The 20,382-nt window shown below is 46.9% G+C and carries 14 protein-coding genes, 1 riboswitch and 1 other annotated feature; of the genes, 10 read left to right on the forward strand and 4 right to left on the reverse strand.

All coding sequences use genetic code 11. The annotated features are described in order from the left end of the window. Positions 1-10 precede the first annotated feature (10 nt). Positions 11-1,456, forward strand: a complete 1,446-nt coding sequence (locus BN1938_RS06830; RefSeq protein ID WP_050639876.1) for a TrkH family potassium uptake protein — start codon at positions 11-13, stop codon at positions 1,454-1,456. Between the two features lie 83 nt (positions 1,457-1,539). Next, entirely contained in the window at positions 1,540-3,240 is a 1,701-nt protein-coding gene (locus tag BN1938_RS06835) for a CvpA family protein (RefSeq protein ID WP_242843818.1), read from the forward strand. 287 nt (positions 3,241-3,527) lie between these two features. Here the strand turns inward: BN1938_RS06835 and BN1938_RS06840 are convergent, their stop codons facing one another. Beyond that, positions 3,528-3,950, reverse strand: a complete 423-nt coding sequence (locus tag BN1938_RS06840; protein WP_050639877.1) for a hypothetical protein — start codon at positions 3,948-3,950, stop codon at positions 3,528-3,530. 274 nt (positions 3,951-4,224) lie between these two features. Here BN1938_RS06840 and BN1938_RS06845 point away from each other — a divergent pair, with 274 nt between their 5' ends. The 8 genes from BN1938_RS06845 (at position 4,225) to BN1938_RS06890 (ending at position 14,617) form a co-directional block, all read left to right on the forward strand. Continuing rightward, positions 4,225-4,824: a DUF3793 family protein gene (locus BN1938_RS06845; RefSeq protein ID WP_050639878.1), complete on the forward strand. Its 600-nt coding sequence runs from the start codon at positions 4,225-4,227 to the stop codon at positions 4,822-4,824. Between the two features lie 4 nt (positions 4,825-4,828). Continuing rightward, entirely contained in the window at positions 4,829-5,260 is a 432-nt protein-coding gene (locus tag BN1938_RS06850; protein ID WP_050639879.1) for a flavodoxin, read from the forward strand. 79 nt (positions 5,261-5,339) lie between these two features. Further along, complete coding sequence (locus BN1938_RS06855; RefSeq protein WP_050639880.1) at positions 5,340-6,122, forward strand: ZIP family metal transporter; 783 nt, start codon at positions 5,340-5,342, stop codon at positions 6,120-6,122. 838 nt (positions 6,123-6,960) lie between these two features. Next, positions 6,961-7,055: riboswitch (glycine riboswitch) on the forward strand. Between the two features lie 2 nt (positions 7,056-7,057). Further along, complete coding sequence (locus tag BN1938_RS06865; RefSeq protein WP_050639882.1) at positions 7,058-8,473, forward strand: alanine/glycine:cation symporter family protein; 1,416 nt, start codon at positions 7,058-7,060, stop codon at positions 8,471-8,473. 478 nt (positions 8,474-8,951) lie between these two features. Continuing rightward, positions 8,952-10,172, forward strand: a complete 1,221-nt coding sequence (locus BN1938_RS06875; protein WP_050639884.1) for an MFS transporter — start codon at positions 8,952-8,954, stop codon at positions 10,170-10,172. Between the two features lie 135 nt (positions 10,173-10,307). Further along, positions 10,308-10,527: a binding site (T-box leader), on the forward strand. Between the two features lie 114 nt (positions 10,528-10,641). Further along, positions 10,642-13,071 (forward strand): leucine--tRNA ligase, encoded by a 2,430-nt coding sequence (leuS, locus tag BN1938_RS06880; RefSeq protein WP_050639885.1) that lies wholly within the window; start codon positions 10,642-10,644, stop codon positions 13,069-13,071. A 76-nt stretch (positions 13,072-13,147) separates the two neighbouring features. Then, a complete protein-coding gene (locus tag BN1938_RS06885; RefSeq protein WP_050639886.1) occupies positions 13,148-13,519 on the forward strand; it encodes an ACT domain-containing protein in 372 nt (123 codons plus the stop codon). Positions 13,520-13,537: 18 nt separating this feature from the next. Further along, on the forward strand, positions 13,538-14,617 hold the full coding sequence (locus BN1938_RS06890) for a cobalt-precorrin 5A hydrolase (protein ID WP_050639887.1): 1,080 nt from the start codon (positions 13,538-13,540) through the stop codon (positions 14,615-14,617). Between the two features lie 76 nt (positions 14,618-14,693). Here BN1938_RS06890 and BN1938_RS06895 read toward each other — a convergent pair whose 3' ends face one another. From BN1938_RS06895 to BN1938_RS06905, 3 genes are all read right to left on the reverse strand, one after another. Next, positions 14,694-15,704, reverse strand: a complete 1,011-nt coding sequence (locus tag BN1938_RS06895) for a uroporphyrinogen decarboxylase family protein (protein ID WP_050639888.1) — start codon at positions 15,702-15,704, stop codon at positions 14,694-14,696. A 150-nt stretch (positions 15,705-15,854) separates the two neighbouring features. Beyond that, a complete protein-coding gene (locus tag BN1938_RS06900) occupies positions 15,855-17,102 on the reverse strand; it encodes a PocR ligand-binding domain-containing protein (RefSeq protein ID WP_050639889.1) in 1,248 nt (415 codons plus the stop codon). Positions 17,103-17,291: 189 nt separating this feature from the next. Next, positions 17,292-19,292 carry a hydantoinase/oxoprolinase family protein gene (locus BN1938_RS06905; RefSeq protein ID WP_050639890.1) on the reverse strand — a complete coding sequence of 667 codons (2,001 nt, stop codon included), beginning with the start codon at positions 19,290-19,292 and terminating at the stop codon, positions 17,292-17,294. Between the last annotated feature and the right edge of the window lie 1,090 nt (positions 19,293-20,382).

Genomic DNA, 20,382 nt, shown 5'->3' on the forward strand with positions numbered 1-20,382 from the left:
GTGCAGATCAATGAATTATAGAATGACAACTTTCATAATAGGAAAGATGCTGGGGGTGGAAGGTGCGCTTCTCCTGCTTCCGGCAGCGGTTGCTTTTTTATATGGAGAAAAAAGCGGATTATCATTTTTGATGGTAAGCGCAGTACTTCTCATCATATTCCTGGTATTTGGACGGAAAAAACCGGGCAATAAGCTGATTTACGGCAAAGAAGGACTTGTTATCGTGGGTTCTGCCTGGATATTGTGGTCATTATTCGGCGCGTTGCCGTTTTTCATATCAGGGTGCATACCGAATTATCTGGACGCATTTTTTGAAACCGTGTCCGGTTTTACTACAACAGGGTCAACCATATTGACAGACATTGAGGCCCTGCCGATGGGAATGGCTTTTTGGCGGAGCCTGACGCACTGGATTGGCGGTATGGGAGTGCTGGTTTTCGTTATGATGCTTACTTCTCTGGATGATGAGAGTTCTATGCATCTGATGCGTGCAGAAGTGCCCGGGCCGGAGGCTGACAAGCTTGTGCCAAAGGCGAGAAGTACGGCTAAGATTTTGTATTCCATGTACTTTGTGCTGACAGCAGCGGAAGTAGTTTTTCTGCTTTTTGGCGGAATGAGCTTTTATGATGCGCTGATCCATTCATTCAGTACGGCTGGAACGGGCGGATTTTCAAATAGAAATGCAAGTATCGCCTATTACGACAGTGCATATATTGACGGAGTGATCACGGTATTTATGATTCTGTTTGGAGTGAACTTCAATATCTATTTCCTGCTGCGTCTGAAAAATTGGAAGGCCGCACTGAAAAATGAAGAACTCCGTGGATATCTGGGCATAATTCTGGGCTCCATGGCGGTTATTACTCTGAATATCATGGGTATGTACGGCAATATTGTGCATGCATTTCGATATGCCTCCTTCCAGGTAGGTGCGATCATTACGACGACGGGATTCTGTACGGCCAATTTTGACCAGTGGCCCGAATTGTCAAAGGTAATCCTGTTGGGACTGATGGTGATCGGAGCCTGTGCAGGTTCTACAGGAGGGGGGATCAAGGTATCTCGTTTTCTGATATTAATGAAGAGCGTAAAGCAGGAGATCAGAAGAATGCTGCATCCCAAGTCCGTTACGATTGTGCAGATAAACGGGAAAAAAGTGGGAAGAGATACCATGCACGGCGTATATATTTACTTTATTTGTTATATCCTGATAATGATGTTATCTGTATTGCTGGTTTCCATCAATGACTACGATTTTACGACGACATTCAGTTCCGTATTGACGACGCTGAATAATGTAGGGCCTGGGCTGGCGCAGGTGGGGCCGATTGAAAACTTTTCTGGCTTTTCACCTCTGTCCAAAATTGTGTTCTGCCTGGATATGCTGATAGGAAGATTGGAGATATTCCCGTATCTTCTGCTTCTTTCTCCGGATCTTTGGAGAAGGAGGTTCTAATAAATCTTGGAAACTGACAGAACTTTGGCAACATGCCGGAGAGTACTTAAAGACTTAAGGAAGAAAGACAGAAAGGGTAATGTATGAAAAAAGGGAAAGTAAAACTGTTGGCTGTGATAGGAATCATATTGCTTGCTGCGATTTATTATTATGTAACGCTGCCGGCAATCAATATCCACTCCTCAGATTTCTGGATGTTTTTTATTGTGATAATTATTATTGCTGCCTTGATTTACATCAGAAGGAAGAAGCTTAACCGATATGAGCTGAAAAACTCGAAAGGTGTAAAAATCATTTTGGGAATCCTGGTGGTAGTGGTAGCGGCTTATTTGATTGGCACATTGCTATCTTCACCAATTGTAAATGCGAAGAAGTATCAGAAACTTCTGGATGTAAAAGACGGCGAGTTCACCAAAGATATCGAGGAATTATCTTTTGACCAGATTCCGCTTCTGGACAGGGATTCTGCTGCAATCCTGGGCAATCGTAAAATGGGCAGCATGGTGGATATGGTATCTCAGTTCGAGGTGGATGATCTGTACAGCCAGATTAATTATCAGGATCAGCCGGTCAGAGTTTCTCCGCTGCGTTATGCGAGCGTGATTAAATGGCTTACAAACCAGAAGGAAGGGATTCCGGCATATATAAAAATTGATATGGCAACGCAGAATACGGAACTTGTAAAGCTGAAAGAGGGCATGAAGTATACGACAAGCGATCACTTTAACAGAAACATTTACCGCCATCTTAGATTTAAGTATCCGACGTATATTTTTAATGATCTCAGTTTTGAGATTGATGATGACGGAGTTCCATATTGGATCTGCCCGGTGAAGAAGTTCAACATCGGCCTTTTCGGCGGAACTACCATCGGCCGCGTCGTGTTGTGCAATGCCATTACGGGAGAGACAAAGGACTATAAGATAGAAGATGCGCCGGAATGGATAGACAGGGCCTACTCGGCTGATCTGCTTGTGGAACTGTATGACTATTACGGATCATTAAAACACGGCTATTTTAACAGTATTCTGGGGCAAAAGGACTGTCTGAAGACAACAACCGGTTATAACTATCTGGCAATCGACGATGATGTGTGGGTATACACTGGTGTGACTTCTGTCAGCGGGGACCAGTCCAACGTAGGATTTGTCCTTATGAACCAACGTACAATGGAGACAAAGTTTTATGGCATTGAGGGCGCAACAGAAGACTCTGCGATGTCCTCGGCGGAAGGACAGGTACAGAACCTGAAGTATAGGGCAACCTTCCCGCTTCTTTTGAATATTTCCGGAGAACCGACTTATTTTATCGCCCTAAAAGATGATGCGGGGCTGGTTAAAAAATATGCGATGGTGAATGTACAGAAATATCAGATTGTGGCAATCGGAGATACGGTAAGTTCGTGCGAGGCAGCCTATACAAACCTGATGTATGAAAACGGAATCAAAGAGGTTGAAAAAGATACCCGTGAGATTGAGACTATTACTGCGAAGATTACGAAAATAGCGCAGGGAGTTATTGACGGTAATTCTCACTACTACGTAATGCTGGAGGGCTCAGATGAGATCTTTGATGTGTCAGTAGTGGACTTCATAGATATTATAAAATATGAAGTAGGGCAGGAAGTAACTGTGGAGTATAAAGAGGGCGACAAGACAAATACAGTACTTTCTTTCAACGGAGAAGAACTGCAGAATATGGCGCCGTCTTCCGACGGGAGAAATGCAGACACCGGACAGCAGGACGGTACGGCACAGGATGAGGAAGGCACAGTACAGGAATAAAAGAGCTTCACTAAGAGTAAGGCAGCGGATATGACGGACGTAGTCATATCCGCTGTTCTTTTAAACAGCGCGTTTTACCGAATCAGCCCGCTAATAATAAAGATCCATGCACGGAATTCAGTTATCAAATATTCGATTAGATCAATTGGGATTCTTGAAAAAATATGACTGCCCGGACGTGAGGAAAACAGGGCATAATTTTCTTGGGATTGAAATTAGAAAACAGGATAAAATAAAAGGGTGTACCAGGCAGGTTGAGATCTGCAGATACACCCTTTTTGGCCTCATTAATTCAGAACGGCATAATCCGGTGAATCAATGTTTGGTATCTCTTTTCTCTCAGCGCTGACACTGATTACAAATTCAATGTTATTTTCTTTTGAAATTTTATTCAGTTTTTCGAGGAATTTTGACAGGTTGTCAATGGAAATATCAGCTTGTTTTAATACTCCGTCAATGAATATGGTTTCAATGTCGTGGTTGCCGGCTACCATGCCGTATATAAATCCGATAAATTCATCCAGCGTTTGAATATCTCTGTAATCTGCCATACAGATTGCGCGAACCTGAAAGTCCACGATGTATGTATCACGATGGCTCTTTTTGATTAATACTACGTTTCCATTGGAAGTTTTCACCTTCTCGTTTGCAAGTTCGATCATCTGCTTAGTTTTGCCGCTGCCTTTCGGGCCTGTTATTAAATTTACCATGGCGAATCTCTCCTTTATGTATGTTTTTTTGAGACCTCTCAATGCTCAAATGTCTTTAATTCATTATACACTAAAGTACGGGTGGTAACAACTAAAAAAAGGATAAATTCCAACTTTATCGAAAGGGTTTGCCATATAAAACAGGGGAAGGAAAAAGTACAGAACTGCATTGATGTAAATGAGAATACTTATCATATAGTGGGATTGAATAGTGGACGGAAGTGTGGTAAAATCTACTTAATTGAGAATCATAATCATTTAACGGGAGGGTGCTATGCCTGCAGAAGTGCTGTCTTATTTTCTAAAACATGAGGATATACGTTTAAAGCTGCGGTTTCAGATTGTACTTCAGTGTGCACCGTTTCTAAAGGGGAAAAAGGTGTCCTGCGGAATTACAATGGAGGACTCTATGTATGATGAGCTGCATAATATCTTGAGCGGGTCAGGAATATCTTACCGCAGGCTGTCAGCAGCAGAGGGTAGATGCCTGGTTTTGTTTTACCGTGAAAAAGAGTTATCCGAGTATGTGAACCGGGTCGGGATCAGAAGCTTTATCCGAGAATTCGGTTACATTGAAATGGAACTGGACGAGATGTTGGAAAGGCTGTCCTGCCGCACGGCTTTATTTTCAAGGGAGGAGATAGGATATCCGCATGAGATCGGAATCTTTTTTGGATATCCTGTGGAGGATGTACAGGGGTTTATCCGCAATGCAGGCAGAGAATACCTGTTCCTGGGTTATTGGAAGGTTTACAGCAATCCGATGGCCGCGAAAATGATTTTCAAGGAATATGACCAGGCAAAAGTATGTGCGGTCAACGAATTTTTAACAGGAAAGAGCATAAAAGATATCGCGCGTAATAAGGAGGATTAAAAACATGAATGTATCAGTTGTCTACTGGAGCGGAACCGGCAATACACAGGCAATGTCAGAGGCGGTTGCAAGAGGAATAGAAGCGGCGGGAAAGCACGCAAGGCTGATGGAGGTAAGTGCGGCAGATGCGTTTGAAATTGCGTCTGAGCAGGCATTTGCGCTGGGCTGCCCATCGATGGGGGCAGAGGAATTAGAGGAGAATGAGATGGAGCCGTTTGTGGAGTCACTGGAAGCACTTGTATCCGGTAAGCATATTTTATTATTTGGATCCTATGGATGGGGCGACGGCGAATGGATGCGGAACTGGGCAGAAAGAATGAAGGCAGCCGGAGCTGAGCTGGTGCGTGCAGAAGGCATTATTGCCAATGACGCCCCGGATGAAGAAGTAATAGAAGCATGCGAGAAAGCAGGAAGAGAACTTGCAGAACTTACATAGATTTTATTGACAAATCGTCCACTCCATGCATAAGATAGTTTCATACGTATGAAACTATAAGATGAATGGGGGAAAGAACATGAATCAGAACATGCTGCTTGGAATATTAATTCCTTTTGCAGGAACCACCCTTGGCGCAGCCATGGTATTCTTTATGCGTAAGGAAATGAATGATAAACTACAAAAGGCACTGCTTGGCTTTGCCTCAGGTGTTATGATAGCAGCTTCCGTGTGGTCCCTGCTGATCCCGGCCATAGAGATGGCGGAGGAGAACGGCTCACAGCCCTGGCTGCCTGCTGCTGCAGGTTTTCTGCTTGGGATGGGTTTCCTGCTTCTTCTGGATACCGTGACGCCGCATATGCATCTCAATGGAGACGAGGCGGAAGGAGTAAAATCCAGTCTGAAAAAGTCAACCATGCTCGTGCTTGCAGTAACGCTGCACAACATACCGGAGGGAATGGCCGTGGGAGTAACATTTGCAGGGGCAGTATCCGGGAATACAACCATATCCCTTGCCGGTGCATTTGCCCTGTCAGTAGGTATCGCAATCCAGAACTTCCCGGAGGGAGCCATCATATCCATGCCGCTGCGGAGTGAAGGAGTATCAAAAGGCCGCTCCTTCCTCTATGGAACTTTGTCCGGTGTAGTGGAACCAATAGCGGCGGTTATAACTATCCTACTGACAAGCCTTGTCGTGCCAATCCTCCCGTATCTGCTCGCATTCGCGGCGGGAGCGATGATCTATGTTGTTGTAGAAGAACTGATACCGGAAGCACAGGCAGAACCGCATACAAATATCAGCACAGTGGGGGTGGCAATCGGATTCACCCTTATGATGATATTAGATGTGGCTTTGGGGTAGGGAGGAGTGTTGGATGGCTGGTATGGGGACGCTCCTGGGAACCGGAGTGTCCGGAGGTCTTTTTGCGCAGGCTTATGCTGATTCTGGAAACCGGCCGCTTAGCCGTTAATTGCTAACTGCGAAAAAGCCGCATCTTATGGTACCGAGCGTATTCACTTAGAAAGCCGATGCTTTCTAAGCTCAGACGCTCTGGAAAACTGATTCGGAGATCAGTTTTCCCCCATAAGATGCGGCTTTTTCGCAGCAAGCAATTAATCGGCACGCTAAAGGATTCCAGAATCAGCATAAGCCTGCGCAAAAAGACCTCCGGACACCCCGGTTCCCAAGAGCTGGCACATCAAAGCGAAAGGCGTCCCTACCACGGATGGGAGCCAGACGGGGGAGGTGGATCGTGTGACAGATGCTGCACGTTTGTTCCGCTACTGGATGGACCGTCCGCTGCCCCCGCAGTTTTCCGCCCCGGAATTGAGGCGTTCTGTCTGGTTATGAACAGCTCTCCGGGAGGCGGATATGCCCTTTTCGGATGCGTCTTTTGGGGGATTACTGGCGGTTCATCAAAAGAAGTTCTGATATGGGGGCTTCACTCAGGGCCACAAGCCCTGAGTGAAAGCCGGCCCGCAGGGAAAATTCATCAGGAATTTTCGTGAGTGCCGGCGGTGCCCGCCATGTCAGAACTTCTTTTGATTTACCGCCAGTTAGCCCCCAATACCGTAGCCGAAAAGGGCATATCCGCCTCCCGGAGAGCGTCCCCATACCATCCAACCTTCCTACCTCGATTCCAAAAAAAGTACTTGAAATGGTGAGGATTTGGTGATATGCTTTAAGTTGCGTGTTAAGACACGACAACTCAGGAGAGTCTCTTATTTTAAGAGCGCCGAAGGTGTACGCAGCGTGGGCTGTAAATCTCTCAGGCAAAAGGATGGAGGAGTAATATTATGTTTAGTCAGATCAACAGTTTTATCAAGTGGGTCGATGATGCCGTGTGGGGGCTTCCATTGATCATTCTGATCCTGGTGACAGGAATCTATTTATCAGTTCGTTTGAAGGGCCTTCAGATCAGGCATCTGGGCAAGGCGCTGAAATTCATGGTGAAAAATGAAGAGGATGGACGTGGGGAAGTAACGAGTTTTGGAGCGCTTTGTACTGCGCTTTCTGCTACAATCGGGACAGGGAATATTGTCGGTGTGGCTACGGCGATTGCCGCTGGCGGGCCGGGGGCTTTATTCTGGATGATTGTTGCTGCTTTTTTTGGTATGGCGACGAAATATGCAGAGGGGCTTCTCTCTATTAAGTACCGTACTATTGATGAAGAAGGGCATGTGCTGGGCGGCCCTTTCTATTACATAGAAAATGGAATGGGGAAGAACTGGCGGTGGCTTGCTAAGATTTTTGCCTTTTTTGGAGCAGGTGTCGGCCTGTTCGGAATTGGTACATTTACGCAGGTTAACGGGATTGCCTCTGCCGTGAAGAACTTCTTTGATCCGGATCTCGCCAACACGGTCAATTTGTTCGGCGGTACATACTCATGGGCAACCGTGATTACGGGAATTATCCTGACCTTCTGTGTAGGGCTGGTTGTGATTGGCGGAATTAAGCGTATTGCAAAGGTATCGGAGATAGTTGTGCCGTTCATGGCGGTTCTCTATGTACTGCTGGCGCTGATCATCCTGCTGACCCATATACCGGCGATCCCGGGCGCGATTGCGCTGATTGTTAAATCCGCATTTTCCGGCAGCGCGCTTGCCGGCGGTGTGATGGGAACGATGGTGATCGCCATGCAGAAGGGAATTGCAAGGGGGATCTTTTCGAATGAGGCTGGTCTGGGAAGCGCCCCGATTGCTGCCGCAGCTGCTCAGACAAAAGAGCCTGCACGCCAGGGATTGGTGTCCATGACAGGTACTTTTATTGATACAATCGTTATCTGTACGATGACCGGATTATCTATTGTGATTGCGGGGACGTGGAATACGGGCCTGGAAGGGGTGGAGATTACGACGGCTGCTTTCCAGCAGGGACTGCCGTTTCCGCCGGCTGTGGCATCCTTTGCCCTGATGCTGTGCCTTGTATTTTTTGCTTTCACTACGATACTGGGGTGGAATTATTATGGAGAACGCTGCCTGGAATATTTGTCCAACAGAAATATGAAGGCAGTGAAAACTTACAGGTGGCTGTATATCCTTGCGATCTTTATCGGACCTTATATGACGGTGGAGGCTGTCTGGAATATTGCAGATATTTTTAATGCATTGATGGCGCTTCCGAACCTCGTTGCCCTGATTTCGCTGAGCGGAGTAGTAGCTGCGGAGAGCAGGGATTACTTTGCCAGGCTGAAACAAATGGGGATGAAATAGATTTGAATCCCCACATTAAAAAAGCTTGCAGATTCAATCGTAAGATGATAAAATATGAAAAAATGTAAGGAGGTACTATGGATGTTATTTTCTATTCGTTTTAAATAATTGCTCAATAAAAAATCAGCGATACACTCATTTAGAGAGATTTTGTTGTGCTTATTTTTACGGATAAAAGATCAGTCCATGGTACTTCTTTTATTTCACCGGCGGATGTGTCCTTTGTAATAAAAGGCCTTTCGGACGGAATATCTGCTGCGGCGAAGGAATTCATGCCGCAGGCGGTACTCTGTTTCTACCTGCCGTGTTCAGCCCGGGATACAAAAAAAGCTGCTGCAGAGAGCAGGGCCCCCGGGGAAAGAAGACGTGTGTGTCCGTATATTAAGTGTGCAGAGATCTTTGATATGAGGGTCCTGCATTTTTTATTGCAAAAATTAAAGTCAATAAGTTAATAAAAAATGTAAGGAGAATCATAGTTATGGAACATCAGAATAACTGGAAAAAACAGATTTTTCTGTTTTTAATCAGTCAGAATCTTTCACTCTTCGGCTCATCAGTGGTAGGATTCTCAATTATATGGTACATTACACTGAAAACGTCTTCCGGGGCCTGGATTACGGCTGCAACGATTGCGACACTGGTACCTCAGGTTCTTGTTTCCCTATGGGCGGGGGTCGCGGCCGACCGCTATAATCGGAAATGGCTGATAATGCTTTCGGATGGTTTTACAGCGCTTGCGACTCTGGCCGCATTTATTGCCTTTGAAAGTGGAAGAGAAAGTGTGATTTTATTGATCATCATTTCCTTTTTCCGCTCTCTTGGCGGCGGAATCCAGGCGCCTGCGGTCAATGCGCTGTATCCGCAGATCGTGCCTGCAGAACAGCTGGTCAGAATTAACGGATTGAATCAAACAATCAATAATATTCTTCTTCTAATTTCACCGGCGGCGGGCGGCGTCATACTGGGCGTTCTTGGAATACGCTGGACATTTCTCGTGGATGTCGTGACCGCAAGTGCGGCGATATTAATAATGTCATTTATGAAAATTGAGAAAAAGAAAGCGGAAATGGGACAGGAGTGCGGGGCCGTGGGAAAAGGCAGCGTCATCGGGGAACTGAAGGATGGCGTAAGATATACCAGGAGGCATCCTCTTCTGAAGATAATCATGCTTTGCTATGCTGTGACATTTATCCTGATTACTCCGGCATCCGTACTATCTCCGTTGATGGTATCACGGACATTTGGGGAGGAAGTATGGAGGCTGACGGCCAATGAGGTTCTGTGGACCGTGGGATCCCTGCTGGGCGGTGTAATCGTTGTCTGGAAAGGGGAGATTAAAAATAAAATCACTGCGATCGCGGCGGCGTTGGTCGGATTTGGGGTGACATTTGCCCTGATGGGGTGCAGCAGTACATTCATCCTTTACCTCATGCTCGATTGTATATGCGGGATGTTCCTGCCGGTTCTGGTGACCGCGCAGACGGTACTGATTCAGACGAATACCGAACCGGAGTATATGGGGCGGGTGTTCTCGCTGCTTCAGTTTGTCTCGCAGGGTGTGATGCCGGTTGCTATCCTGGGATTCGGCCCTTTGAGTGATCTGGTAAAAATACAGTATCTGATTATCATATGCGGAATCCTGCTGGCGGTCTGGGGAATCTGGTTCAGACAGGCGGCGGAGAAGGCTGAGGGAGTGTAGGTAACGAGCTTTGGTTTGGCGGATGGAGGGACGCTTAATGACTAAAACTCGCCCCCAAATCCCGATAAATTATGAAATCAGGGAGAAAACTACTTGACTTATTTTAACATTCTTCCTATAATAAATAAGAATATTGCAGAAACTTGGATGAGGAGTACTAAGAGCCTATCGTTTTCAGAGAGCTGCCGGAAGGTGTGAGGCAGAAGCGTAAACTCCCAACTCGCCTCGGAGTTCTTTTATTGAATTAAAAGTAGATAAAAGCGGGACTTCCCGTTACAGAAGTAATGAGTGCATCCGGAAACATTCGGATGAATGAGAGTGGTACCACGGAAGTCAAAGCCTTTTCGTCTCTTAATGAGATGTGAAGGCTTTTTATAAGTGTGGAAGAGGTAACAGAAGCGGCCCGCCCACTTTGGTTAATTCGTCCGGTAATCGCGGACAAAAGTGTTGAATGTAGGAGGATATTGTAATGTCTAAGATTGTGTACAATCACAAAGCAATTGAAAAGAAGTGGAGAGAGCAGTGGGCGGAGAACCCGGTGAATCCCAAGGTAGACGATGACGGGAATAAGAAGCAGAAGTATTACTGCCTGGATATGTTCCCGTATCCTTCGGGGAACGGCCTCCATGTAGGCCATTGGAGAGGTTATGTCATCTCTGATGTCTGGAGCCGTTATAAACTGCTGCAGGGCCATTATATCGTGCATCCGATGGGATGGGATGCCTTCGGCCTTCCGGCGGAAAACTATGCCATCAAGATGGGCGTTCATCCGGCAAAATCCACAGCTGAGAATGTAGCTAACATCAAACGTCAGATCGATGAAATCGCTGCGCTCTATGATTGGGATATGGAAGTGAATACAACAGATCCTGAGTTCTATAAATGGACCCAGTGGATCTTTGTAAAGATGTTTAAAGAAGGTCTTGCATATGAGAAGGAATTCCCGATCAACTGGTGTCCGTCCTGTAAGACCGGCCTGGCAAACGAGGAAGTTGTGAATGGAAAATGCGAGCGCTGCGGTACGGATGTGACCAAGAAGAATCTGCGCCAGTGGATGCTGAAGATTACCGCTTATGCGGAACGCCTCCTGAACGACCTGGACAAGCTGGACTGGCCGGAGAAAGTAAAGAAGATGCAGTCGGACTGGATCGGTAAATCCTACGGCGCGGAAGTGGATTTTCCGGTTGACGGAAGAGAAGAGAAGATCACGGTCTACACGACAAGACCTGATACTTTATATGGAGCCACCTTCATGGTGCTGGCTCCGGAGCATGAGCTGGCGGCATCGCTGGCCACACCGGAGACGAAAGAGGCGGTAGAAAAGTATATTTACGATGCGTCTATGAAGTCCAATGTAGACCGTTTGCAGGATAAGGAAAAGACGGGAGTATTTACAGGGAGTTATGCCATCAATCCTCTGAACGGAGAAAAGACACCGATCTGGCTGTCTGACTATGTACTTGCAGATTATGGAACAGGAGCCATTATGTGTGTACCGGCGCATGATGACCGTGACTTTGAATTTGCAAAGAAATTTGATCTTCCGATCGTGCAGGTTATCGCAAAAGACGGCGTAGAGATTGAAAATATGACGGAGGCTTACACGGATGCTGCCGGCACAATGATCAATTCCGGCGAGTGGAACGGCATGGAATCTGCTGTGCTTAAAAAAGAGGCGCCGCATATGATTGAAAAAAGGGGAATCGGCCATGCTACGGTAAACTACAAGTTGCGTGACTGGGTATTTTCCCGCCAGCGTTACTGGGGGGAACCAATTCCGATTATCCACTGTCCGGACTGCGGAGCTGTTCCGGTTCCGGAAGAAGAACTGCCGCTTCGCCTGCCGGATGTAGAATCCTATGAGCCGACAGGGACAGGCGAGTCACCGCTTGCCGGAATCGAAGACTGGGTTAACTGTACCTGTCCGGTCTGCGGAAAGCCTGCAAAACGTGAAACCAATACGATGCCGCAGTGGGCAGGATCCTCATGGTATTTCCTGCGCTATGTAGACAGCCATAATCAGAACGAACTGGTATCCAGAGAAAAAGCGGATGAGATGCTCCCCGTAGATATGTATATCGGCGGCGTTGAGCATGCGGTACTGCATTTACTGTATTCCCGCTTCTACACAAAGTTCCTGTGCGATATAGGGGCCATTGATTTTGATGAGCCGTTCCAGAAACTATTCAATCAGGGTATGATTACCGGAAAGAACGGCGTTAAGATGAGCAAGTCCAAGGGAAATGTAGTTTCACCGGATGACCTGGTAAGAGATTACGGATGTGATTCCCTGAGAATGTATGAGCTCTTCGTAGGCCCTCCGGAGCTGGATGCGGAGTGGGATGACCGCGGAATCGACGGCGTCAACCGTTTCCTGAAGCGTCTCTGGAATCTGCTCATGGACAGCTGCGGCAAGGATATCAAAGCAACGAAGGAAATGATCAAGCAGCGCAACAGGCTGGTCTATGACATCACGACCCGTCTGGAGTCATTCAGCCTGAATACAGTAATCTCCGGTTTTATGGAGCATAATAACAAGTTGATCGAGATCGCTAAGAAAGAGGGCGGAATTGATCAGGAGACACTGGAAAACATCGCAGTACTTCTTGCGCCGTTTGCACCGCATTTTGCGGAGGAGATGTGGGAACAGCTGGGGCATACGGATACGGTATTCAAAGCAGGATGGCCGTCATATGATGAGTCCAAGATGAAGGACGATGAGATCGAAGTTGCCGTTCAGATCAACGGAAAGACTAGAGCCGTTGTGACAATCGCGGCGGATGCAGACAAAGATACAGCCATAGCAGCCGGTAAAGAAGCGGTTGCGGATAAACTGACGGGGACGATTGTAAAAGAAATCTACGTGCCCGGAAGGATTATAAATATTGTGCAGAAGTAATTGGGAAGATTCGGCGCGGGTAATGCAGACATTACCTGCGCCATTTTATCAAAGAAGGGGCAGGAGGGAATGCCATATGATAATAGAGGTGCTGAGACAGGAGTTTTCTGTGTGCAGGGTAACAGACCTGTCAGAAGTGAATATGAAGGATGAATTTTGTTTTATTGGAAAAACGGATGAGGAGAATTCCCTGGTCTGCAGTTCACAGCATGTCCCGTCCAATGCGGCTGCCTGCGACAATGGCTGGCGTGCTTTCCGCATCCAGGGAACTCTGGACTTTTCCCTGACCGGAATACTTTCTAAGATCTCCCGCCTGCTGGCAGGGCATAAGATCGGAATATTTGCAGTATCAACGTACAATACAGACTATATACTGACTAAGAGTGGGAATTTACAAAAGGCGCTTGACGTACTTGAGGACAGCGGGTACCAGATCAGTTTTTTGTAGTTCCCGGGAGAGATATATATGGAGAATAAAGGAAAAGAAGAGAAACCGATTGTCATATTCAGTTTTACGGAGGAAGGGTGCAGGCTGAACAGAAAATTGAATGCACTGCTGGCAAAGGCAGGTTACAAGTGCGGAAGTTATACAACGGAACGTTTTGCCGCAGGATTCGGGATGAAAACGATGGATCAAGATCTAAAGCAATGGATAGGGGAGCGATGGGGGCGCTGCTCCTTTCTGTTCATCGGGGCAGCAGGAATTGCAATCCGATATATTGCTCCATGGGTGGCAGATAAGTATCGGGATTCGGCCGTGCTATCTATGGATGAAAAAGGAGGATTTGTCATTCCGCTTCTTTCGGGCCACGTAGGCGGAGCTGTCAGACTGGCGATGCTGATCGCTGAGCAGACGGGGGCAGTACCGGTAGTTACAACGGCAACCGATGTACAGAATAAGTTTGCTGTGGATGTATTTGCAAAAGAAAACCATCTGCACATCGGGAGCCGGAGGCTTGCAAAAGAGATTTCCGCAGCGGTACTGGAGGGAAAGAAGATCGGGTTTTACAGCGCTTATCCGGTGGAGGGCAGGATGCCGGAGGAACTGTGTGTCTGCCGCAGCCTGGAAGAACTGAGCGGGCTGCCGCTGGGGATTGCGGTGGCAGATGCAGGGGCAGAGATAAAAGAGGGGAAAGGCATCTTGTTTCTTCCGCCAAGGAATCTTGTGGCAGGGGTCGGATGCAAAAGAGGAACCCCCGGGGCCAGGCTGAAGGAAAAGTTGGAAATACTCTTAAAAGAGCTGGGCGTATCCCTCTGCCAGATCCAGGCACTTGAAAGTATTGACCTAAAAAGGGACGAGGCAGGACTGCTGGAGCTTGCACAAGAGTGCCGGGTTCCCTTCGCAACGTATTCAGCTGACGAACTGCAGGAAATCGAAGCCGTCAGTTCTCATTCTGAGTTCGTGGAAAAGATCACCGGAGTGGATAATGTCTGTGAGCGGGCTGCCAGAAAATATGCACCCGAAGGCGTTCTGATACAGCCGAAGATCAAGCTGGAAGGGATCACTTATGCGGTGGTCAGAGAAAATACAATAATAAGATTTTGATTCCGGAATAAAAAAGCAAAAAGGGGGAAACAAAAAGGAAGAAAGCGGCAGGTTAAGCCGTTTTCTTCCTTTCGTTTTAGTCTGCGTAAAATTCATTGACAGCCTCGAAGAATGCATGTATATTCTCCCATTTTGAAAGCGGAGGGATGTCGCATCCTGAAGATATTACAAAGTTTGGATACTTACAGCATGCTTCCATAACGGCTTTCGTCTCTTCTTTGATGGACTCCACCGTACCGTTTCTGAACTGAGAAGCAGGATCTACGTTGCCGGCAGCAGCGATATGAGCAGGGATATGCGGCATCATTTCTGCCATGCTGATCGCATTGCCAAAGTGAAGCAGCGGGCATCCGGTTGCGATAATTGAGTCGATCTGCTGTATCGTGCAGTTTCCGCAGTTATGGTATACGATGATGAATTCGTCATCCTGAACGGCATCTACAATTTGTTTTACATAATCTGCTGAAAATTCTTCGGCAAGCGCCGGGGAGAGCAGTCCGGCTAGAGGCTCAGCCAGAACAATACCGTTAGCACCCACACGTTTGTATTCTGTACAGTAGTTAATGATGAATTTCGTGACTTTTTCCAGAACGGTATGTACCATATCCGGTTCTTCATAACAGTAAATCATTGCCTCGGACACATCCATCAGTCTTCCGGCGAGTGAAAACGGTCCAATAGCGCCTGCCAGCACAGGTCTGTCTGTTATTAACTTTGAGGCCTTTTCAATTGCTTCTATATAGAGTCCGGTACGTCCGCTTCCAATCTCAGGAATTTCCAGAGCGTCTGCTTCCTCCTCTGAGCTGACCACACTTCCTATTACGGTAGGCACTTCTTCATCAGAGACACGGATTGTTGAACCAAAGCACTCTGCCTCAACAGACAGGTCCATTAGGCTGACAGAAGCGGCGGCGTCTGTGTTTTCTGCAACCAGCTGCATACCCCGTGCCTGCAGATCACTGCTGGAAATCAGATCCTTTACCGTTATGTCCATTAACTGGATAGCAGGGAATGATAATACCGGCATTGCCTTTTTCACCGGTGCATTGATTGTATCCGCGATCCACTGTTTCATGTTCATTTTCATAAAAAATTACCTCCTGGCTCTCTTCTTTTTTATTTGTATTTGATGACTCAAGTATAGAAGATCTGCGGGGAGGTTTTTATGAAAAATATTCTATTTTTTGGTTTTTTTTAAGTTTATTTAAAAAAGATCAATATTGGATAAACGAAATTGCTACCGGTACTGCTTAGGTGTCAGTCCGGTATACTTTTTAAACACTTTAGAAAAGTAACTCTGGTCCTCAAAACCTACGGCGACGGCAATATCAATGATTGAAAAATCCGTATTGGAAAGCAGGCGTTTGCTTTCCTCTATACGCACCATGTTCAGATACTCTTTGAAAGAAGAGCCGGTGGACTGCTTGAACATGGTAGAAAAATAAGACGGATGGAGATGAACGTGGGAGGCAACATCTTCCAGGTTAATCGGTTCGTTAAAATGTTCCGATATATAAAGCATGGACTTTTTTACAAGTTCACTGTTTTTGGAAGGAATATAGTTAAACATACTTTCAGAAAATGCCTCTACAATCTCCTGCAGTTTAAAACAAAGCGTATCCATTGTGGTAATCTGCTGCAGGTTTTTCAAAAAATGGTTATTCAATTTTAAAATGTTATCAGTAGGAGCGCCACTCTCAATTGCCGCCCTGGAAAGCAGGGAACATAGCTCAATCGCCCTTGACTTCACGATCTCAATGCTGTTGCCCTCTGAGAACAGAACATAACCGAGCAGGTCATTGAGTATCGCATTGGCCTCGTGGACATTGCCCACCTTTACCTTTGCGATGAGGTCCTTTTCCTTTTCATAAGGATAGGATGCAGTGCTGATATTTTCGGCTTTGTAACGCTGTATGGATTCATTGATCCTGGACTGCTGGAGCAGTTTTTGGCTATTCTGTTTGAGCTCTTCTTTACTGTCGTCGATCAGGTTAGCGAACAGATAATATAAGAGGTGGCTGATATGATTGACCATGGACGGAGATACAACGGGAATATTGCTCGTTTCATCGTATAATTCCAGGGCCTCATCGGTTGGAATGTTGTACTTCCTGGCAATGTCCGAGATCAGGATGGAGTCCGGGGAATCCATCAAAAACGGCCCTACCAGAATAGAGCCGAGGAATGTCTTTTTGCTGATCAGAGGGAACACGATATGATTCAATTCAGCATGACAGGAAAATATGTAAGGCTCGCCAAGCGTGATCGCTTTTTTACTGGCTGATATATGCATTTTTTCACAGCTGTCGTTGGGAGGAAGATAGTCCTGGAAACAGCGGCAGAAGCTGGACATCTGTCCGCTTACAGCCAAAAACTCCCCATGTTCGTCTATAACCTGGATAGGAAGCCTCATACAGGCATAAAATGTGTCTACCATGGAGTGCAGTGTATCTTCCGAAACGATGGAATATAATAAAGGTGCCATTCGTAAGCCTCCGTTTCACTAATTTTTAGTACCATAAGTGTAACACACTTTTCTAAGAATATGGTTAGAAATTGTAAGAAAATATCAAAAAAAGTAAAAAGAAGTAACAGTTCAGGCCTGTCTGAACTGTTACAAAAAGAACGCAGCAGTCCGGGATTAACTGTACTGTTACAAAAGAACAGGAAAAGCCTAAATGGCTTTTCCTGTTGCGGTCGTGCATACAAGTTCGTAGAGCAGGAGCGGATTGGCGCTGATGGCGGCTTCCTTACGCTCTATGCGGCGGGAAGTGGTCAGTGGCCCGATGGCACCCTGGGTTCTGGCAATCTCCATTGCCAATGACTTGGAGGCTTCCTTGGCATACTTTAGCGCATCTTCATACTCTTCAAAAAAGACAGATTCGGAAGCAGTTGTGACATGGAATCCGTTCATTTCTTCCTCCTCGTAGGCGGGCTTTACTTCGGCGGTGGCGGTGGCTGATATATTGCCCACAATCGCACCGATCGCATTTGCCACAGAGGCGTGAGGCGGGATCACAGCTTTCGTTCCGAGCAGCCTTGCCACAGCGGGCAGAAAAATGTGTGTAGGAGCTCCGACGCCGACCAGAACAGCCTTTGTAGAAAAGCGGGCTGAAAACAAAGAATCGTCTCCTGATTTCAACTGTGCGTAGCTGATATGGATGAGTGTTTCTATCTGTGAATCGGACATCGTATGTTTTAAGCCCTCTAATTCCGTGTCCATCAGAATACGGATCAGATTACAGTAGAGCTTTTCCTCCACCATATCATAAATTTTCCGGCAAAGTTCTTCCCTGGAGATATGGGCGTATTTTGCAATAAATTCCACGCCGGCCAGGGAGGCGTCTTTGTCAAAGGCTGTAAAATCCCCGCATATATGCATCACGTCAGTTGGTGTCAGACCGGATCTTAATAAAATGCCGTCCTCCTCAAGACGGGCAGTTTTTAGTCCGTAGATATCTTTTCCGATCGCCTTTGCCGCATTTGGGTACATCAGAGGCCCGTTTTTCAAGGCTTCACAGAGAGCCAGTTCGTCCTCCGTGTACTGCGCATGCACAGAGACATCTTTCATAAGCACGAAGAATTCATACAACGGGAAGGTATGTCCCTCGGGATATGCATCCAGTCCGGTCAGCTGTTCCTTAATGCCGGGATAGTTGGAGGCGAGCATGCACAGAGGCATGATCCGGTAATTCTCAAGGAAAAGGCCGCCGTCGTAATTATAATGTACGGCGGTATCGCCGCCCAGAGCAAAGGTGTCTACATAAAGGCCCTTTACAAAGGTCTTCCAGTCCCCGATCTGGATCCCGTCGTATGCACTCAGGGGTTCCCCGCCTTTAATGATGGCAATATCGGTAGTCGTACCCCCCATATCTACAATGACCGCATTTTCTTCCGAGACGAGATGCTGAACCCCCGTAATGCTGGCCGCGGGTCCGCACAGAAGCGTCTCCACCGGGTGCCGGCAGGTGTATTCATCGGACATCAGATTGCCGTCGCTGCGCATAATCACCACCGGAAGAGAAAGCCCATGGCTTAAAAAGACAGCTTTTACCGCGGACATGAACTCATGGATGACCGGGATCAGCCGCGCGTTAAGCAGCGCCCCGGCGCCCCTTCGTAAAATATTTCTGTCGGGAAACAGATCGTGCCCCAGAATTACGGGAATATCAAGCACCGATTTTACGATTTCCGCCGCTCTTTTTTCATAACTGCCAAGATGCTCTTTTGCGAAGAGCTGTACAATACTGATACAGTCACAGTCCCCTGCAAAGTCCTGCAGGTCTTTGGCAAACTGTGTCCAGTCGGGCTGAGTACTTTTAGAGGGCTTGGAAGTCAGTTCACATTCAAGCAGATACACGTCCTCCAGCGATTCGATCCCGTAATCCTGATAAGAAGATTCCAGCGTCTGGCGGGCCAGCCCGATCAGGACAAGCTTTCCTTTCCCGCCCCTGTTTTCCACGCATGCATTGGTTGCGAGTGTTGTAGACAAAGAAAGCGCTCCGCAGGAGGAGAGCATGTCACCGGGAAGTTTTGCCAGTACATTGTGGATCCCTGTTTTTAAATCTTCTTTCGTTGTCAGAGACTTAGCAGATGCCAGTATTTGATTCGTTTCCAGGTTATACACAACTGCATCCGTATAAGTGCCTCCGGTATCAATTCCAATTCCTATCATAAAAATCCCTCTTTTCCACATGATCTATGTTAAGTTTAACACTTGGAAGAGACCAAAGAGAGTAGTTTTTTAGGGAGAAAAGGTAAAAAATACGTGAATTTGCTTATCGGGATTCAGTTGACAGGCTTCAGTCCTGTCGACGGACGGGGACGCTTCATGACAGGGAGGCCGGGAAGGTGCTGGGGCTGTATATGCCGTTGCGATATGCACCCATGCTGCTAAGTGATTCTAGAACAGCCGATGCCGGATAGGCGGGTACACTGAACACATCACGGGAAATCTGATGATTTCCCGCGCTGGGTTCAGTAAAAACTTGATTTGGAGATCAAGTTTTTCCCCGCCTATCCGGCATCGGCTGTTCAAGAATCACTAAGCGCATTCCAGCATTTCGCAACGGCATATACAGCCCCAGCACCTCCCCGGCCTCCCTGTCATAAAGCTGGCTCATCCAATCGGCAGGAAAACCCGCCATCCGGGTGGGATCCTGGACCAGGGCAGCGGATGTGGATTGGCTATGCGTGTCTTTTTATCTTCAAGATGTGTATTGAATTATTTTGATACTGGAACCGTATCCCTTTGCTTATGTACACCTACTGGGGACATAAAAGTCCCGCCAATTCTATATCCATACGCTGCCCCCGTTTGAGGCCCCACCTTAGGAACGAGTCCTTTTCCTGCCGGTTGGATGCGCCAGCTCCATGAAGGGATAGCCGAAAGCCTCCCGGAGAACATCCATGTCCTTTCAAAAACGCTCAAAGCGAACCTTAGAAATTCTTGGTGGGAAACAGCCCTGAAAATGGAGAGATTTTTGGATTCCGAATCCAAAAATCAGCTGACCCAGCGCGAGAAATCATCGGATTTCTCGTGATGTGTCAGTGGTGCTCCATTTTCAGGGCTGTTTCCCGCCTAGAATTTCTTAGGTCCGCGGCCGCGTTTTTGAAAGGACATGGATGTTCTCCGGGAGGCTTTCGGCTATCCCTTTATGGAGCGTCCCCATCCGCGCCGAAACTAAAGCTCGTCGCTAAATCCCGATTTAGATGTTGTTATTTATGGTATAATTGATGAAAATATGATAAAATAAAAAAAGTTA

The sequence above is a fragment of the Eubacterium sp. SB2 genome (assembly GCF_001244405.1).
Classification (GTDB): domain Bacteria; phylum Bacillota; class Clostridia; order Lachnospirales; family Lachnospiraceae; genus Faecalicatena; species Faecalicatena contortus_B.

Bases quoted from the DNA above. Each gene is read 5' to 3' on its own strand.
- BN1938_RS06905 (WP_050639890.1), bottom strand. From the start codon at position 19,292: ATGATAGGAATTGGAATTGATACCGGAGGCACTTATACGGATGCAGTT.
- BN1938_RS06840 (WP_050639877.1), bottom strand. From the start codon at position 3,950: ATGGTAAATTTAATAACAGGCCCGAAAGGCAGCGGCAAAACTAAGCAG.
- BN1938_RS06865 (WP_050639882.1), top strand. From the start codon at position 7,058: ATGTTTAGTCAGATCAACAGTTTTATCAAGTGGGTCGATGATGCCGTG.
- BN1938_RS06850 (WP_050639879.1), top strand. From the start codon at position 4,829: ATGAATGTATCAGTTGTCTACTGGAGCGGAACCGGCAATACACAGGCA.
- BN1938_RS06830 (WP_050639876.1), top strand. From the start codon at position 11: ATGAATTATAGAATGACAACTTTCATAATAGGAAAGATGCTGGGGGTG.
- BN1938_RS06895 (WP_050639888.1), bottom strand. From the start codon at position 15,704: ATGAAAATGAACATGAAACAGTGGATCGCGGATACAATCAATGCACCG.
- BN1938_RS06845 (WP_050639878.1), top strand. From the start codon at position 4,225: ATGCCTGCAGAAGTGCTGTCTTATTTTCTAAAACATGAGGATATACGT.
- BN1938_RS06885 (WP_050639886.1), top strand. From the start codon at position 13,148: ATGATAATAGAGGTGCTGAGACAGGAGTTTTCTGTGTGCAGGGTAACA.
- BN1938_RS06890 (WP_050639887.1), top strand. From the start codon at position 13,538: ATGGAGAATAAAGGAAAAGAAGAGAAACCGATTGTCATATTCAGTTTT.
- leuS (WP_050639885.1), top strand. From the start codon at position 10,642: ATGTCTAAGATTGTGTACAATCACAAAGCAATTGAAAAGAAGTGGAGA.
- BN1938_RS06835 (WP_242843818.1), top strand. From the start codon at position 1,540: ATGAAAAAAGGGAAAGTAAAACTGTTGGCTGTGATAGGAATCATATTG.
- BN1938_RS06875 (WP_050639884.1), top strand. From the start codon at position 8,952: ATGGAACATCAGAATAACTGGAAAAAACAGATTTTTCTGTTTTTAATC.
- BN1938_RS06855 (WP_050639880.1), top strand. From the start codon at position 5,340: ATGAATCAGAACATGCTGCTTGGAATATTAATTCCTTTTGCAGGAACC.
- BN1938_RS06900 (WP_050639889.1), bottom strand. From the start codon at position 17,102: ATGGCACCTTTATTATATTCCATCGTTTCGGAAGATACACTGCACTCC.